We start from the raw sequence: 16669 nt of genomic DNA on the forward strand, positions 1-16669 counted from the left end.
TCACGCCGTAGCGGTCTCGGCCTGCACCTGCTCGTCGATCACGGCGCGGATGATGTCCTCCAGCGAGTGCCGCGGCCGGAAGTCGATCAGCTCGCGCGCGCGGGCGCAGTCCGGTACGCGCCGCTGCATGTCCTCGTAGCCCGGCCCGTACGCCTCTTCGTAGGGCACCTGGATGGTGGTGCTGGCCGATCCGGTCATCGCGATGATCCGCGCGGCCAGGTCCTCGATGGACACCTGCTCGGTATTGCCGAGGTTGACGGCCATGCCCTGCGCGCGGTCCAGCCGCACCAACCGCACCAGCGCGGGCACCACGTCGGCGACGTGGCAGAAGCAGCGGATCTGCTTGCCGGTGCCGAAGATCGTCAGCGGCCGTCCCTGCAACGCCTGGGCGACCAGCCGCGGGATGACCATGCCGTACCGGCCGCTCTGCCGTGGCCCGACAGTGTTGAACAGCCGCACGATCACCGCTTGCAGGCCCAACTCCCGCACGTAGGAGTAGGTCAGGCTCTCGTCGATGGCCTTGGCCTCGGAGTAGGTCCAGCGGGACTTAAGCGGCGAGCCGATGATCCGGTCGTCGCCCTCGGCGAGCCCGACCTTGTTGTTCTTGCCGTAGATCTCGCTGGTGGAGGCGACCAGCACCCGTGCGCCGTGCCGCAGCGCGGCGTCCAGCACGTTCTCGGTGCCGTGCACGTTGGTCAGCAGCCCTTGCAGGGTGCGTTCCTGGATGACGAACGCGCCGACCGCGGCGGCCAGGTGGAACACCACGTCCACGTCGGCCATCACGTCGTCCACCAGGGAGCCGTCCAGGATGGTGCCCGGCACCAGCCGCAGGTTCGGGTCTCCGACGGGCAGGTTCGCGGTCCGCCCGGTGCTCAGGTCGTCCAGCCCGATCACCTGGTGGCCATCCGCGAGCAGTCGTTCGACCAGGTGCGATCCGATGAAACCGGCGGCGCCGGTGACCAATGCGCGCATCACGGCCTCCCCACCGGCAGGGCGCCGCCCCGGCGCTGCCACAGCGTCGCGTACAAGTCGTCGATGCGGTCGGTAACGGCGTCGATGCCGTACCTCGCGCGGATCGCCGGTTCGTCGGCGCGCGGCCGGGCGGCCATGATCTCGGCGGCGATCTCGGCGCGCATCCGCTCGGCGTTGCCGGGCACCTGGCGAGCCCGGTCGGTGTTGATGCCGACCAGCGCCGGGCAGGTGGTGTAGAGCACCGGGATGCCGTTGGCCATCGCTTCCAGCACCGACAGGCCGAAGGTCTCCTGCTCGGAGGAGGCGATGAACAGGTCCAGCGCGGACAGCATCGCGGCGACGTCGTGCCGCTGCCCGGCGAAGATCACGTGCTCGCTGACGCCGTGCGCCTGCGCCAGGGCCTCCAGCCGCGCCCGGTCCGGGCCATCGCCGACGATCAGCAGCTTGGTCTGCTGGCCCAGCAGCGGCACCATCGCGTCGATCACCAGGTTGAACCGCTTGTTCGGGTCCAGCCGTCCGAGCACTCCCACCACGTAGGCGTCGTCGCTGATCCCCTGCTCGCGGCGCACCCGCACGCGCTCGCCGGGATCGAACGCGACCCGGCCGAAGTCGACGCCGTTGGGGATGACGGTGATCTTGCGAGCGGGCATGCCCCACTTGCGCAACCGATCGGCGACGGTGTCCGACACCGCGATCGTGGCGTCCGAGCACAGGTCGGTGCCCAGGTAGAGCGCCCGCACCCCGAGCGTCATGCGGCGGCGTTCCAGGTGCGTCTCACCGATGGAGTGCTCGGTGGCGACCACCACCTTGGTCCCGGCCAGCCGGGCCGCCACCCGTCCGTACACGCAGGCCCGGTAGAGGTGGGTGTGCACCACGTCGTACCGGCCGCCCCGGATCACCTCGCGCAGCCGCAGCACGGCGCCCATCTGGGTGTTGCGGGTCATGCCCAGATCGCGCACCCGCACCCCGTCGGAGGTGATCATCCCGGCCACGTCGCCGGGGTTGTACAGCGATACCACGTCGGCGTCGTGCCTGGTGTGCTGCAGAATCGACCGCAGCTGCAGCTCAGCACCGCCGACGCCCAGCCCGGTGATCACGTGCAGAACCTTCATCGTCTTCCCCCTGCCCAAAAGCGTTGCTGTCGAAGAAGGGCCGTCTTTCAACTCGTTTTGCTTTGCGGTGCGGGTAGCGGAACCTCAGACGCCGTCTCGACTCCGGGATCCCCGACATCATGTATGCCGATACACCGCGTCGTGGCAGTCCTCGCAGAGAACGCCAGTGGGCACGGTCTGAGAACCCGCGGCGGTGCCAGTGGCGTACGTGGGCTAAGCGGCTGGCGCCGCTTCAAAGACCAAGAACAGACACTGAGTCCGGTCAGCGCCGCTGCCCGGATCACGATCGCGACCGTCCGAGCCGCGATCACCGCGTCCAACCACGGCGACCAGTACTCGACGTACTGGTTGTCGAACCGCGCCCGGTCCGGAATGGACGTGTCGCCGTGCAAGCCGTGCACCTGCGCCCAGCCGGTCATGCCACCGGGCATCCGGTGCCGGTCGGCGTAGCGCGGGATCTCCCGGCCGAAGCGCACCGCGTAGTACGGCCGCTCCGGGCGCGGCCCCACCAGCGACATCTCGCCGCGCAGCACGTTGATCAGCTGCGGCAGTTCGTCGAGGTGGGTGTTGCGCAGCCAGCGCCCGAGCGTGCTGCACTGGTCGGCGGTCACCGCCCAGCGGTGCCCGATGTCGCCGTTGACGGTGCGCAGTTTGACGACCTCGCTGGTGCGCCCGGACCGAGTCACCCGCAGCTGGCGGAAGAACACCCGTTGACCGCTCAACCCGACCGCCGCGGCCAGCACGAGCAGCAACGGGCCCAGCACGACCAGCAGGAGTCCACTTAGGACAACATCGGAGATCCGCTTGACCAGCTCGCCCGCCCTGCTGTGCCCGAAGCGGCGCAACGGGATCAGGGGCACGCCCCAGATCTCGTCCAGGCTGGCTCGCGGCAGGGCCATGCCCAGCTCGCGCAACCGGGGCACCACGCACACGTCCGCGGCCAGCGGTCGACAAGCGCGGATCACGGTCACCAGATTCGCATCGCTGACGCCCCCGGTGCAGATGAGCACTCGCGTGATGCGGTGCGCGGCGATGACCGACGCCAGATCGTCCGGTCGGTCCAGGAAACCGCTGCGCCGCAACCCGAACTCCGGGTGCTCGGCGAGCACTTCGGCGATTTCCTCGGCCAGCGAACCGGATCCGACCAGCAGCGTCGGCTCGTTCAGCAGTCCGCGCCGGTAGGCGGCGCGCAGCGCTGCGTAGAGACCGCCGCGGGCGAGCACCAAACCGACGAATCCCGAACCACCCAGCAGGAGCAGATTCCCGCCGGACAGCCACGGAAGGAGCGCGAGAAGCGGCACACCGGACGCGATCGCCAGTTGCGGCAACTGGTCCGACACCCGCAGGCAGATCCGCAGCCGGTGCTGGCCCTGCGCGGCCAACACCGCGAGCACTGCCAGCGCGTACCCCGCGTCGAGCAGCCAGGTCGCGCCGGGAACCAGCACCGCCAAGACGGCGATGTCGACCGCCGGAAGCCACCAGCCCGCGGCCCCTCGCCGGATCCGCTGCGCTTCCCGGCCGCCCGCCGCGAGCGGCCACGGCGGCGCCACCTCGGGGTCGGTCACGCTCATCCGATACCCCCGACGACGACCGGTCTCGCCGTGGTCGCGACGATCCGGCCGGTCATCATCCGCACCGCGTAGTCCGCGCCGTAGACGAACCGCATGACCGGTCCGTGGCTGGGCGCCACCAGCGGCCCGGCGAAGTACAGGCCCGGCACCGAGGACTCGAAATCCCGGCCGACGCGCGGAGTTCCGGCGATCGTGCGGATCGCGCGGCGCAACCGGCCGGACAGCATCGGCAGCCGGGTGAGGTCGGGAGGGTAGCCTGTGGCGCTGACCACGTGGTCCGCGGTGAACTCGCGGATCTCGCCGCCAACCCGCACACCCAGCCGCACCTGGTCACCGGTGGGTTTGGCCCAGTCCAGCCGGTGTCCGACGTGCACCGGGAAGCGACCTTCCACCCGCTCCCGCAGCCACCAACCCCCGGCCGGGCCGAGCGCGGTGCGCGCCCGGTGCACCCGCGTCGCCCTCGGCAGGTGCCGGAACAACTTCGGCTGCTCGGAGTAGAACCACGTGGAAAGGCCCGAACCCAACCCGGCCTCCGGCTCGCGCATCCGTTGCCGCAGCGGACGATCCGGGAGCAGCGGTTTGCCGTTCCACACCAGGCTGGGCGCACGTGCCACCAGCCTCGCGTTGGCCCCGTTCTCGTGCAGCAGCGCGGCGGTCTCCAACGCCGACTGACCATGACCCAGCACGATGACGTCCTGGCCGTCGAAACGGCTCAGGTCGTCGTGCACCGAACTGTGCGTGCAGAGGTCGGTGGGCAGGTCCGCGAGCGCTTCCGGAATCCGGGCGAAGTACTCGACGCCGACCGCGACCACCACCTGGCTGGCCTCGACCCGTTGCCCGTCGGACAACGTCAGGTCGAACCGGCCCGGCCGCTGGTCGATGTCGACGACCAGTTGCTCCTCCACCTCCAAACCGCGGCCCTGTTGGAACCACTCGCCGTAGTCCACGAAGTCGGCCAGCGACACCGGCACGCCGTAGTCGGCGTAGTGGCGTCCGGTCTCCAGGCAGAAGTTGCGCAGCGTGTGCGTGCCGTCCGGATCGGCGAGGTTCGAGGCGAAGCCCTGCGACTTCAGGTACATGCCACGCGGCATGTGGGCGCGCCACAGGTTCATCGGCAGCCCGAACTGCCGGTAGGACACGTTGGCCCGGCGAAGGTGCGCGGCCAGCGACAGCCCGTACGGCCCGGCCCCGACGATGGCGACATCGACAAGATCGTTCATCGGTCCTCTCCTAGTACAGCCGCTGCCAGCGGCGTCTGGTCGTCGTGTTGTCCGGGTCGTAGTTGCGGCCCGGGACGTACTGGGGTTCGGTCAAATCCCGGTGGCGGGTGCGGCGCCGCCAGGGCCGGGTCACCGCCCGGTAGACCATCCAGGTGCACATCAGCGCGAACGGCAGCAGGTCGTCGCGGGCGAACCAGGCGGTCTCGTGCGCACCTCGCACCGACTTCGCCCAGGCCCGCAACCCGAGCTCACCGCGCCGCCAGTACCGCAGCGCGGCGATCGGGTCGTAGTTCTCCACCAGGAACCGCCGCCCCACCGGCAGCTCCCCGGTCCGGATCTGCTGACCCGTGAGGTCCAGGTAGGACGCGAGTGCGACGTCCATGCCCGCGCTGTCGTGGAACAGCCGGAACTGGGCGCCCAGCCGCGGGTTGAAGTCCAGCAGCTTGTAGCGCTCGTCGCGGGCGTCCCACCGGAAGTCCAGATCGACGATGCCGCTGAAGGCCAGCTTTTCCAGCAGCGTGGTCGCCGAACGCAGCAGCTCGTCGTTGTGCGCGCAACGACCCAGGCTGGTCAACCCGGCGTGCGCCGGGTAGGAGCGCTCCTTGACGCCGGTGAAGGCCGGGCGGCACACCGAATCGCTGTCGCAGTAGCCGTGGAAGAACCAGTCGTGGCCAGGCCCGCCGGGGATGAACTCCTGCAGCATCAGCCCGCCCACGGCCTCATCGCCGCAAAGCTCGTAGAGCTCGGCCAACTCCTCGGTGTCGCCGACGATCGTGGTGCTGCGCACCTCGACCGCATCCGCCCGCCACGGCGCGGCGAGCTTGGCCACCAGCGGAAAGCCCACCTTGGCCGCGAAATCCAGCGCCTGGTCCCATGTGCCGGTCAGAGTCGCTTCGGCGCACGGCACGCCCAACCGGCGGCACAGTTCGTACATCGAGTACTTCCCGGCCACCTGGCGCGGCAGATCTCGGGGCGGTTGCGGGAACTCGAACCACGACCGCAGCGGATCACCGTGCTCGGCGAGGAAGATCGCGGCGGCGTCGTCGGTCGGGATCAGCACCGACGTCCGCCCGATCCGTTCGGCCAGCTGCGCCAGCCCGTAAAGGATCGCCTCGCGGTCCGCCGGATCCGGGCTCCACAGCCACCGACCGCGCAGGTAGCGGGAGTGCGCCGCCGGAGCGAGCGAATCCTCCTGCACCGCGTACACCGGCACTCCGACCCGGCCGAGACTGCGGATCACCCCGAGCCCGCCGTGGTGCATGACGTTCGGGTCGAGCTTGAACACCACCGCTGGGGTGGTCGTGTCGAACGGGACCATCAGCGACAACCCCTTCACAGCACGCACCGGTGCGGTACGGCGTCGAACTGGTAGGTCGCGTCGAGCACCCGCGGGCAGTCCCGCGCCCAGCTGTAGTCGATGCCCGGATGCACGGTGTGGATCACCGCGACGTCCCAGTCCCGGCCGCGGGGCGCGATCTCACCGGTCATCCGGGCGCCGTCGGGCAGGGTGATCTCCGGCAGCAGCGGGTCGTGGTAGTGCGCGTCGATGCCCAGCCGCCGCAGCCCCGCCAGGATCGGCAGCGCAGGCGATTCCCGCAGGTCCTGCACGCCCGCCTTGTAGCTGACCCCGGCGACCACCACTCGGGCCCCGGAGTGGTCGATGCCCGCTTCGCCGAGCATCTCCACCACCCGCTGCACCACTCGGCCGGGCCGCTGGTCGATCGAACGCATCGCCTGCTCGATCACCGGAACCGCCAGGCCGTGGCTGCCCAGCTGCCACAGCAGGTAGTGCGGATCGCACGGGATGCAGTGCCCGCCGACACCGGGACCGGGGAAGCTGCCCAGGAACCCGTACGGCTTGGTCCCGGCCGCGATGGTCACTTCGATCGGATCCAGGCCCAGCACCGCGCACGCGTCGGCGATCTCGTTGGCCAGCGCCAGGTTCACCGCCCGGAAGATGTTCTCGTAGAGCTTGGTCAGCTCCGCGGCCTCCGGCGAGCTCACCAGGTACACCGAGTCGGTCATCCGCCGGATGACCGCACCGGCCCGCTCGGCGCACCGCTGGGTGACGCCGCCGACGACGCGCGGGGTTTCCCGTTGCACGTGGTCGAAATTGCCGGGGTCGATGCGCTCCGGGCTGAACGCCACCTGCACGTCGGTGCCCACTTCCAGGCCCCGGTCGCGCAGCGGTTCGACCAGCAGCTGCCGGGTGGTGCCGACGAACGTGGTCGAGGTCAGGATGATCACCTGGCCGCGGTGCGCGAATGACACGACGGTCTCGCACGCGGCCCGCAAGGCGGCCAGGTCCGGCTGGTGCTCGGCGTCCACCGGCGTCGGCACGCACATGATCACCACGTCGGCGCCGGAGAGCACCGACGGGTCGCTGGACAGCCGCAGGTTGCCAGCGGCCAGCGCGGCCGACATCCGCCGCCGCTCGATCTCGGGCAGATCCACATCGCCGGTCTTGATCGCCCGCAACCGGTCCTCGCTGATGTCGAAGCCGGTGACCTGCGCGGTCGGCGACTGCAACGCGCAGGCGGTGGGCAATCCGACGTAGCCGAGCCCGACGACGACCACCGATTCGGTGCGTTCGGGCGCGGTCGGTTCGAATGCGACCAGTCGATCGACCAGCAGTCGTTCCCGACCGTTGATCGCCAAGGCCAGCGGGTGTTCGCTCACGGTCCCTCCCCCAGTTCGCCGTGCTGCTGGAGGAAACCGTCGCATCGGAACTACCGGCCAGTACTCCCACAGCGGGGGGAGCGCGATTACCGAAACTTGAGGAACGCTCAGCGCTTGTTGGTCAACTCGTGCCGAACCCGCTTGGCCAGCAGCCGCAACGATCCGTCCCGATCACCCACATAGGTGCGCGGCAGGGCGTGCCAGCCGGAGAACGACGACCGCCAGATGGCGCACGCGTAGTCGTACCCGGCGGCCGCCACGGTGTTCATCACCCGCACGTCGACGTCCCCGTACGGGTAGCAGAACCCACCCACGTCCTGCCCGGAGATCGCGCGCAGCAGCTCGCGGCTCTCGGCCACCTCGGCGAGCAGTTCACCATCGTCCAGTTCGGACATGTGCTGGTGCAGCAGTCCGTGCGAGCCGATCTCCACACCGGCCTCGGCCATGTCGCGGATCTGCTGGGCGGTCATCAGCTGCTTGCGCGGCCCGGCTGGATCCCAGACGTTGCGCCCGCCCAACCGCCCGGCGATTACGAAGACCGTCGCGGTGCACCCGTGGCGCACCAGCGCGGGCTGCACGTTGTGGGCGAAGTCGGCGTAGCCGTCGTCGAAGGTCAACCCGACCAACCCGCGGCTGTCACCCATCCGGCGCGCCTGCATCAGCTCCCGCATGGACACCCCGCGCAGCCCGTTGCGGCGCAGCCAGCCCAACTGCCGGTCGAAGCGGCGCGGGTCGACGGTCACCAGGTACGGATCGTGGCCGTATACGGCGACCGAGTGATACATCAACACGTACGGGAACGGACGCGCGGTGTCCTGCGACGTCCACTTGCTCACGGTCTGCGTCATGACATCGCCGCTTTCCTAGGCAGCAGATCACGCAAACGCTAAGCAACCAGCGCCGTATCGGGATCACTCCGGTGCGGTAATCGACCTACCCAATGAGCACGAACCTCACAACGCCCCGTACTCACCCACCCGGCGACCGGCCACCCAGGTCTGCAGCGTCCCGGTCTGCCAGCGGGCCCGGCCGGGCGGCGGCTCCAGCGGGTCCTGGTCGAGGATGACGAAGTCCGCCCACTTCCCCGGTTCCAGGCTGCCCAGCACCCGTTCCTGGTGCGCGGCGAACGCGGCGTCGAGGGTGAACGAGCGCACCGCCTCCACCGGGCGCATCGCCTGCTCCGGATACCACCCGCCGACCGGCTGGCCCTCGCGGTCGGTGCGGGTGATCGCGGCGTGCAGGCCGTCGAACGGGTTTTCCGACGACACCGGGAAGTCCGAGCCGGAGGCGATGGTGATGCCCTGGTCGAGCATGGTCCGCCACGCGTAGGCGCCCGCGATCCGCCGGTGCCCGACACGCGTCTCGGCCATGTTCATGTCGTCGGTGGCGTGCACCGGTTGCATCGAAGCGATGATGCCGTTCGTCCGGAGTCGGGAGATGTCCTCCACCGCCAGGACTTGCGCGTGCTCGATGCGATTCCGCAGCTGGCTGCCGACCTCGGCGCTGGCCGCCGCGTAGGCGTCGAGCACCATCCGGTTGCCGGCGTCGCCGATGGCGTGCGTGGCGACCTGGAAACCGTCCCGCATCACCTGCGTGACGCGATTCTTCAGCTCGGCGGAATCCATCTGCGGCAGCCCTGAGTTGCCCGGATCGTCGTCGTAGGGCTGCAACATCGCCGCGCCGTGGCTGCCGAGCGCGCCGTCGATGTAGAGCTTCACGGTGCGCACCCGCAGCATGTCGTTGACGAACGAATCACCGCGCGCCTGCACGCCGAGCTCGCGATACGCGTCGTAGCTCAGGAACGAATTGACGCGGATGGTCAGCTCACCAGCGTTGGCCAGTTGGTGCAGCACCGCGAGTTCGGCCGCGCTGGTGCCAGCGTCGCTGACCGAGGTGAGCCCGACCTCGTTGAGTTTGCGTTGCGCGGCGAGGAAGTTCTGCTTGATGTCGTCAACGGTCGGCTTCGGCAGGTGCCGCTCGACGAGGTCCTGCGCGGCATCGACGAACGCACCGCTGGGCGCACCGTCCGGCCCGCGCACGATCTCACCGCCCGGCGGGGTCGGCGTGTCCCGGTTGACGCCGACCTGCCGCAGCGCGGCCGAGTTCGCCACCCCGGCGTGCCCGTCGACGCGGACCAGCCACACCGGCCGGTCGGGTACCACCGCGTCCAGGTCCGCCGCGGACGGCAACCGGCCGAGCCCCCAGATCACGTCGTTCCAGCCGCGCCCCTGGATCCAAGGCCGATCCGGGCGCTGCTCCGCGAACGTGCGCAGCGCTCGCATCGCCTCCGCCAACGACTTCGTCCCGGCCAGGTTGAGCTGCGAGATGTTGGCCCCGAACTGCCCGAAGTGCCCATGCGCATCGTGCAGTCCGGGGATGAGCACGCGCCCGCGCCCGTCGATGCGTTCGGCGCCACCGGCGGTGCCGACGTCCAGCCCGCCGACGCGACCATCGGCTTCGATCAACAGGCTGCTGAACTCGTACGGCCCACTGGCGGTCAGGGTGAACCCGCGCACGTTGTCGATCAACGTCCGCCCGGTCCGCGGACCAGCGCCGGGATCACCGCTCGCGCAACCGGCGGAGACCGCGGCCCCCGCAGTGGCCAGTCCGACGAGCTTGAGGAACTGCGCCCGCGAGATCCGGGGCTGCGGGGAACGCTGACAGCACGCCTGGCACATGGCCGACCTCCATTGGTCGCGCTCGCGTGATCAACTCCCAGCTGAAGGTAAGGCCAAAGTCATTGACCAGTCAATGAACCACCGGAGCGCACCGCAACCGCCGAGCCCGAGCCCTGCTTACGCACAGCACCAGCCCCGGTGGTCCCCAAGAGGGTCGTGAGTGCGAAAGCGGGTTGGAGCCCGATCACGCACTCACGACCCAGGAAAGACTCACGGGCGAAACACAACCGGCTGGCGCTGAGCAACACGCCTTCTGTTGCCGCTTGGCCAGGTTCGTGCCGCTGTCGCGGAATTCTGCCGGACTGGTGCCCGGCCCACCTACATCGAGTGGCAGCCCGGTCAGTACTACTGAAGCCCCACCGCGAGAACCACGGCGGGGCTTCATGTGTTGCTAACCGTCAGATCGTCCAGGTGTCGTTGCCCGTGAGGAGGGACTGGAGGTTCGCAGCCTTCGCTTGCTTCGCTCCGTCGACCTGGGCTCGGGCCAGGTCGTCGTAGGTCGGCCGCTGGGCGGCTCGGAAGATGCCCGTCACCGCCGGGCTCAGGTCCTGGCCTCCCAGGCGGGACAGAGCGAAGGCGTAGGACGGGTCGTCCCTGGTGATGTCGTGCACCACCACGTCGCTCTCGTCCACTTCGGACAGCTTCGAGATCCGGAAGCCGCCGTCGCCGTTCGGCACCACGCCGTAGCGCTCATCCTCCGGGCCGAACACGACCGGTTCGCCGTGCTTCAGCGGGACGATCCGGCGCTGCTTCTCCTCGTTGTCCTTGAGGACGTCGAAGGCCCCGTCGTTGAAGATCGGGCAGTTCTGGTAGATCTCCACCAGCGCGCTGCCCCGGTGCTGCGCTGCCGCCTGCAGCGTCTCGGTCACGCTCGCGCGGTCCGAGTCGATCACCCGCGCCACGAACGACGCCTCCGCGCCCAGGGCCAGCGACACCGGGTTGAACGGGTGGTCGAGCGAACCGACCGGGGTCGACTTGGTGACCTTGCCGACCTCGCTGGTCGGCGAGTACTGGCCCTTGGTCAGGCCGTAGATCCGGTTGTTGAACAGCAGGATCTTCAGGTTCACGTTGCGGCGCAGGGCGTGGATGAGGTGGTTGCCGCCGATGGACAGCGCGTCGCCGTCACCGGTGACCACCCACACCGACAGGTCCGGCCGGGAGGTGGCCAGGCCGGTGGCGATCGCCGGCGCCCGGCCGTGGATGGAGTGCATCCCGTAGGTGTTCATGTAGTACGGGAACCGGGACGAGCACCCGATGCCCGAGATGAACACGATGTTCTCCCGCTTGAGCCCCAGCGACGGCAGGAAGCTCTGCACCGCGTTGAGCACGACGTAGTCGCCGCACCCCGGGCACCAGCGGACCTCTTGGTCGGACTTGAAGTCCTTGGCCTTCTGCGGCTCGTCGGTGACCGGCACCCCGGCCAACCCGCCGAGCACCGGCATTCCCAGCTCCGTTGCGGTCACGCGGACACCCCCTGCACAACATCGGTGAGCACGTTCTGCAGCTCCTCGGCTTGGAACGGAAGTCCCGCGACCTTCGTGTAGGACTGCACGTCGACCAGGTAGCGGGCCCGCAGCAGCATCGCCAGCTGGCCGAGGTTCATCTCCGGGACGATGACCTTGTCGTAGCTGCGCAGCACATCCCCCAAGTTGCCCGGCATCGGGTTGAGGTTGCGCAGGTGGGCCTGCGCGATCGACATGCCGTTGCCGCGTACCCGGCGGCAGGCCGCGCCGATCGGCCCGAACGACGAACCCCAGCCGAGCACCAGCACGCGGGCGTCGCCGTCGGGGTCGTCGACGGTGATGTCCGGTACCCGGACGCCGTCGATCTTGGCCTGGCGCAGCCGGACCATCTTGTCGTGGTTGTCCGGGTCGTAGGAGATGTTGCCCTTGCCGTCGGCTTTCTCCAGGCCGCCGACCCGGTGTTCGAGGCCCGGCGTGCCCGGTACCGCCCACTCGCGGGCCAGCGTTTCCGGATCGCGGACGTACGGCCAGAACTCCCCGGAACCGTCCAGGGCGTTGGGCTCGGTGGCGAACTGGACCCGCAGGTCCGGCAGCTGGTCGACGTCCGGGATGAGCCACGGCTCGGAGCCGTTGGCGATCGCGCCGTCGGAGAGCAGCACCACCGGCGTCCGGTAGGTCAGCGCGATCCGCGCGGCCTCCAGCACGGCGTCGAAGCAATCCGCTGGCGAGCACGGGGCGATCACCGGCACCGGCGACTCACCGTTGCGGCCGTAGAGCGCCTGCAGCAGGTCCGCCTGCTCGGTCTTGGTCGGCAGGCCGGTGGACGGTCCGCCGCGCTGGATGTCGCAGACCAGCAGCGGCAGTTCCAGCGTCACGCCCAGTCCGATCGTTTCCGACTTCAGGGCCAGCCCCGGCCCGGACGTGGTGGTCACGCCCAGCGATCCGCCGAAGGAAGCGCCCAGGGCGGCGCCCACACCGGCGATCTCGTCCTCCGCCTGGAAGGTCGTGACGCCGAAGTTCTTGTGCTTGGCCAGCTCGTGCAGCACGTCCGAAGCGGGCGTGATCGGGTAGGTGCCGAGGAACACCGGCAGTCCGCTGCGCTGCCCCGCCGCCACGATGCCGTAGGCCAGCGCGGTGTTGCCGGTGATCTGCCGGTAGGTCCCGGCGGGCAGCTTGGCGGGCGCGACCTCGTAGGTGACCGCGAACGACTCGGTGGTCTCGCCGTAGTTCCAGCCCGCCCGGAACGCCAGCAGGTTCGCTTCGGCGATCTGCGGCTTCTTGGCGAACTTCTCGCGCAGGAACCGTTCGGTGCCTTCGGTCGGCCGGTGGTACATCCAGGACAGCAGGCCGAGGGCGAACATGTTCTTGCAGCGCTCGGCGTCCTTCTTGCCCAACCCGGTGCCTTCGAGCGCGCCCTGGGTCAGGGTGGCCATCGCGACGTGGTGCACCGAGTAGCGCGCCAACTCGTCGCCGTCCAGCGGGTTGCTGTCGTAACCGACCTTCGACAGGTTGCGCTTGGTGAACTCGTCGGTGTTGACGATCAGGATTCCGCCGTGCGGCAGGTCGCCGATGTTGGCTTTCAGCGCGGCCGGGTTCATCGCCACCAGCACGTCCGGCCGGTCGCCAGGGGTGAGGATGTCGTAGTCGGCGAAGTGCAACTGAAAGCTGGATACGCCGGGCAGGGTCCCGGCGGGGGCCCGGATCTCGGCGGGGAAGTTCGGCAGCGTCGCCAGGTCGTTGCCGAAGGCCGCCGCCTCCGAGGTGAACCGGTCCCCGGTCAGCTGCATACCGTCGCCGGAGTCACCGGCGAACCGGATGACCACCCGGTTCAGCTTCCGGGTTCCGTCCGACCGGTGCCCGTTCGTCGTACTCAATCGACCCGTTCCCTTTCACCTGCAGGCAACGCAACTCTGTGGCAAACGATACAGGTCCGTCTTCTATTCCGATCAGAAGTGGGCCTTGCTCCGCTGACCTCCGCACGTTGGCGCACACCGGTCGTGCCGAGGCCAGGCTCGTGCGGTGGATCTACCGGTCCCCCGTACCGCGAATTCTTGTGATCTGCAACACGACTGATCACTTCCCATGATGCGGGAGCACGTTCGCCGGAACGGCCGATACCTTCACGCGACCTCGTCGGTTTACATCACTGCGACGATCTAGTCGCGCTGGAGGAAACAATGCCGTTGCATCCGGACGCCGAGCCGTTTGTCGCACTGATGCAGGAGCACTTCCCCGACCTCGGCGGCGCGGTCACCGACGCGGCCGAGGCCAGGACACTGATGGCCGATGGAGCGGCCGACCGGCCCCGCCCGCCGGTGGCGAAGGTGGCGGATCGACGCATCCCCGGCCCGCCGGGTGTCGAGATCCCGGTGCGCATCTACTGGCCCAGCGTCGACGGCGACCCACTTCCGGTGGTCGTGTTCTTCCACGGCGGCGGCTGGGTGCTCGGCGACCTGGAGAGCCACGACGGCACCGCCCGCGCCCTGGCCAACGGCTCCGGCGCGATAGTCATCGCAGTGCACTACCGGCTCGCCCCGGAGCACCGCTACCCGGCGGCGGCCGAGGACTGCTACGCCGCGACGCGCTGGGCCGCCGAACACGCCGCCGAACTCGGCGGCGACCCGACCCGCCTCGCGGTCGCCGGGGACAGCGCGGGCGGCAACCTCGCCGCGGTGACGGCGCTGCTGGCTGCCGAGCGCGGTGGCCCGCAGCTGACCTTCCAACTGCTGATCTACCCGGTCACCGACCACGACTTCACCAATGAGTCCTATCTGGACAGCGCACCGGACTGCCTGCTGACCAAAGGCCACATGGTGTGGTTCTGGGACCAGTACGTACCGGACGTCGCCGACCGGAACCAGCCATACGCCTCGCCGCTGCGAGCCGAAGACCTAGCCGGACTGCCCCCAGCGCACGTCCTCACCGTCGGACGCGACCCGCTGCGAACCGAAGGACAGCGCTACGCCGAAAGGCTTCAGGAAGCGGGCGTGCCGACGACCGTCCAGCACTGTCCGGGCCTGTTCCACGGTTTCGCCGGAGGCGCCGACGAGATCCCGGTCGCCGCAGAAGCGATGGCCGAAGTCCACAAGGTGCTACGCGAAGCGCTCAAAGCCCATCCTTGAACTCGCTTTGCACAGCAGCGCGAGTGACGCTCCGTTCAGTTGAGCGGTGAAGGGCGCCTTCATCGACAAAGACCCGCCGATCGCTTTAATTTAGTGACAGTCTACAAGCGTTATGCGCCTGGGTTAGCGCCGGGATTTTCGGGTTGGACCGAGGCGACGAACTCTTGGAAGTCGCCCACGACATCGCTGAACTGATCTTCCGTAGCAGTGAGACTCAGCCTGATGACCGCCCGCTCGCTAGGTCGATCTTTGTCCGACATGGACAGGTACACCTGACACTGGATCAGCTCAGTGAGATTCTCTTGAATCCACGTAGTAACCCTCAGGACCTGGGTCAAACCGGGGGCTTCGTTAGACCCGAATTCGGTTCGTTGGGACAAGGAAACGGTTGTGCCCGCCTGGTGAAGTCGAGTGATCGATTCGGCTCACCAGGGTCTGAAAACGGTTCGACAGCGACGACGTTAGAGTGCCCGTCGGCGACGTTGGCTCGGTTCTGCGCGTTTGCCTGGGCGACAGCAGCATTTTGCTGGTCTTTGGCCTTCGCGGTAGCTTCCTCGCCCTCTTGCCACAGGGCAATGGCTTCGGTGGCTTGCTCCTGAGCCCAGCGCAGCGTTCCCGCGTGCTCGATCAGTGCCTTCGCTGCTGAGTCAAGGGCGTCGCTGGATTTCAGCCACTTCGGCGGCTCTTTCGAGAAGAGGTCCATGAACGCTTCACTCGCCGCACCCGACCAACCGACGACATCGACATGCTTGAGATCCTCACCGACTGCGTTGAACTTCTCGCTCTGCGCACGGATCTTGGCCGCCATGTCTTCAACCGTGTCTGGATCCCCAGGAATCAGAGCCTTCGGGTCAGTGGTCTGCCCCAGCTCAACCATCACCGGCCCCCAGAAGTGAACTCGTTGGCGATCTGCTGAATGGCGGCCTGTGCCTCTTGGTCGCGACCGACGTAGGACCGAGCTGTGTCATGTAGTGCGCTACTTGCTGCCTCGCTTGTCTGCACCAGAACTTGAGCGGAAAGCTCTACGGCCGAGCAGAAATCGGTGAGTGCTCGGGATACGCCATCATGCCCGCACGCATCGGATCTGCCGCCGAGGCTCGCCAGATCGCCCCCCTTCATTTCCCCGATCGCGTTAACAATGCGAGAACCTGCGTCTCGAAGTATTGCCGGATCGGTGTTGAATCCATCCCCCATATTTCCGCCTTTCCTGCATTTCTATACAGCACAGGTGGTTTCAGCGTCCACCAAGCAAACGCTGGCCTACGACTGAATGTGTCTTTCGGATCAACCGAGATCGCTGGTCAAGCAGCCTCAACAACTCAGAGCTTGCCGATCAGCAAACCACGCCAGACCCATCCCGAGCCCGTGACAGCATCGCGAAGAGGAGGCTTCAAGTCGTTGGTGGAGAATGTGCGAGTCGTCTTAACGACGTTGCCGTGCTCGTCTCTACTGAGAGATGTCACAAATGACTTTTTGTTGATCTGGCCTCGGCTGAACTCCGACGCCAGCGTCAGTCTCGGCGAATCACCGATCCACGTGACCGACCATTCTTGATCGACAGCGCGAACCTCGTTCTTCCCCGGATTGAGCCGCATCAGCGTTCTGTTGACCGTGGTTACGTTGCCGAAGTAGCCGAACCACTGAGCATCGGCGATCTTCCATTCGGCGACCAGATCCACCCCGTCCGCCTGACCATCACGCACCACGAACGGCCTGTCCGGGCCGTTCACGGCCAGAAGAGCCGCGCGAACGTCTTCGGCAGACCGAGGTGCGACCCCACCAGGCGGGTGTTTCGTCCCGGACATCCAGTCAAACAGGCCCATCGTTGCTACTCCCCGGTCCCGACAACGCG

The 16669-nt window shown here is 68.2% G+C and carries 14 protein-coding genes; 2 read left to right on the forward strand and 12 right to left on the reverse strand.

The features are described from left to right. From MOQ72_RS09225 to MOQ72_RS09260, 8 genes are all read right to left on the reverse strand, one after another. A complete protein-coding gene (locus tag MOQ72_RS09225; protein ID WP_242181964.1) occupies window positions 1-972 on the reverse strand; it encodes an NAD-dependent epimerase/dehydratase family protein in 972 nt (323 codons plus the stop codon). After that, a complete protein-coding gene (locus MOQ72_RS09230) occupies window positions 972-2084 on the reverse strand; it encodes a glycosyltransferase (RefSeq protein WP_242181966.1) in 1113 nt (370 codons plus the stop codon). The genes MOQ72_RS09225 and MOQ72_RS09230 overlap by 1 nt, the downstream gene beginning before the upstream one ends. Window positions 2085-2131: 47 nt before the next feature. Next, on the reverse strand, window positions 2132-3655 hold the full coding sequence (locus MOQ72_RS09235) for a sugar transferase (protein WP_242181968.1): 1524 nt from the start codon (window positions 3653-3655) through the stop codon (window positions 2132-2134). Next, window positions 3652-4875, reverse strand: a complete 1224-nt coding sequence (locus tag MOQ72_RS09240) for an NAD(P)-binding domain-containing protein (RefSeq protein WP_242181970.1) — start codon at window positions 4873-4875, stop codon at window positions 3652-3654. Before MOQ72_RS09240 ends, MOQ72_RS09235 begins: the two co-directional genes overlap by 4 nt. Window positions 4876-4885: 10 nt before the next feature. After that, window positions 4886-6193, reverse strand: coding sequence for a carboxylate--amine ligase (locus MOQ72_RS09245; RefSeq protein WP_242181972.1), 1308 nt, complete (start codon window positions 6191-6193; stop codon window positions 4886-4888). A gap of 14 nt (window positions 6194-6207) precedes the next feature. Then, window positions 6208-7554 carry a nucleotide sugar dehydrogenase gene (locus MOQ72_RS09250; RefSeq protein WP_242181974.1) on the reverse strand — a complete coding sequence of 449 codons (1347 nt, stop codon included), beginning with the start codon at window positions 7552-7554 and terminating at the stop codon, window positions 6208-6210. Window positions 7555-7661: 107 nt separating this feature from the next. After that, window positions 7662-8402: a polysaccharide deacetylase family protein gene (locus tag MOQ72_RS09255; RefSeq protein ID WP_242181976.1), complete on the reverse strand. Its 741-nt coding sequence runs from the start codon at window positions 8400-8402 to the stop codon at window positions 7662-7664. A 105-nt stretch (window positions 8403-8507) separates the two neighbouring features. Continuing rightward, on the reverse strand, window positions 8508-10232 hold the full coding sequence (locus MOQ72_RS09260) for an amidohydrolase (RefSeq protein WP_242181978.1): 1725 nt from the start codon (window positions 10230-10232) through the stop codon (window positions 8508-8510). A 256-nt stretch (window positions 10233-10488) separates the two neighbouring features. Here MOQ72_RS09260 and MOQ72_RS09265 point away from each other — a divergent pair, with 256 nt between their 5' ends. Then, on the forward strand, window positions 10489-10584 hold the full coding sequence (locus MOQ72_RS09265) for an Imm1 family immunity protein (RefSeq protein WP_242181980.1): 96 nt from the start codon (window positions 10489-10491) through the stop codon (window positions 10582-10584). A gap of 46 nt (window positions 10585-10630) precedes the next feature. Here MOQ72_RS09265 and MOQ72_RS09270 read toward each other — a convergent pair whose 3' ends face one another. Continuing rightward, entirely contained in the window at window positions 10631-11695 is a 1065-nt protein-coding gene (locus tag MOQ72_RS09270) for a 2-oxoacid:ferredoxin oxidoreductase subunit beta (RefSeq protein ID WP_242181982.1), read from the reverse strand. After that, window positions 11692-13569 (reverse strand): 2-oxoacid:acceptor oxidoreductase subunit alpha, encoded by a 1878-nt coding sequence (locus MOQ72_RS09275; RefSeq protein ID WP_242181984.1) that lies wholly within the window; start codon window positions 13567-13569, stop codon window positions 11692-11694. Before MOQ72_RS09275 ends, MOQ72_RS09270 begins: the two co-directional genes overlap by 4 nt. A 303-nt stretch (window positions 13570-13872) precedes the next feature. On the opposite strand from MOQ72_RS09275, the gene lipP1 reads away from it, so the two are divergent. Next, window positions 13873-14817: a LipP1 family hormone-sensitive lipase gene (gene lipP1, locus MOQ72_RS09280; protein WP_242181986.1), complete on the forward strand. Its 945-nt coding sequence runs from the start codon at window positions 13873-13875 to the stop codon at window positions 14815-14817. A gap of 334 nt (window positions 14818-15151) precedes the next feature. Here the strand turns inward: lipP1 and MOQ72_RS09285 are convergent, their stop codons facing one another. Continuing rightward, a complete protein-coding gene (locus tag MOQ72_RS09285) occupies window positions 15152-15694 on the reverse strand; it encodes a WXG100 family type VII secretion target (RefSeq protein WP_372495326.1) in 543 nt (180 codons plus the stop codon). A gap of 442 nt (window positions 15695-16136) precedes the next feature. Next, window positions 16137-16640, reverse strand: a complete 504-nt coding sequence (locus MOQ72_RS09290) for a hypothetical protein (RefSeq protein ID WP_242181990.1) — start codon at window positions 16638-16640, stop codon at window positions 16137-16139. Window positions 16641-16669 lie beyond the last annotated feature (29 nt).

This window comes from Saccharopolyspora soli, from assembly GCF_022678645.1.
Taxonomy (GTDB): domain Bacteria; phylum Actinomycetota; class Actinomycetes; order Mycobacteriales; family Pseudonocardiaceae; genus Saccharopolyspora; species Saccharopolyspora soli.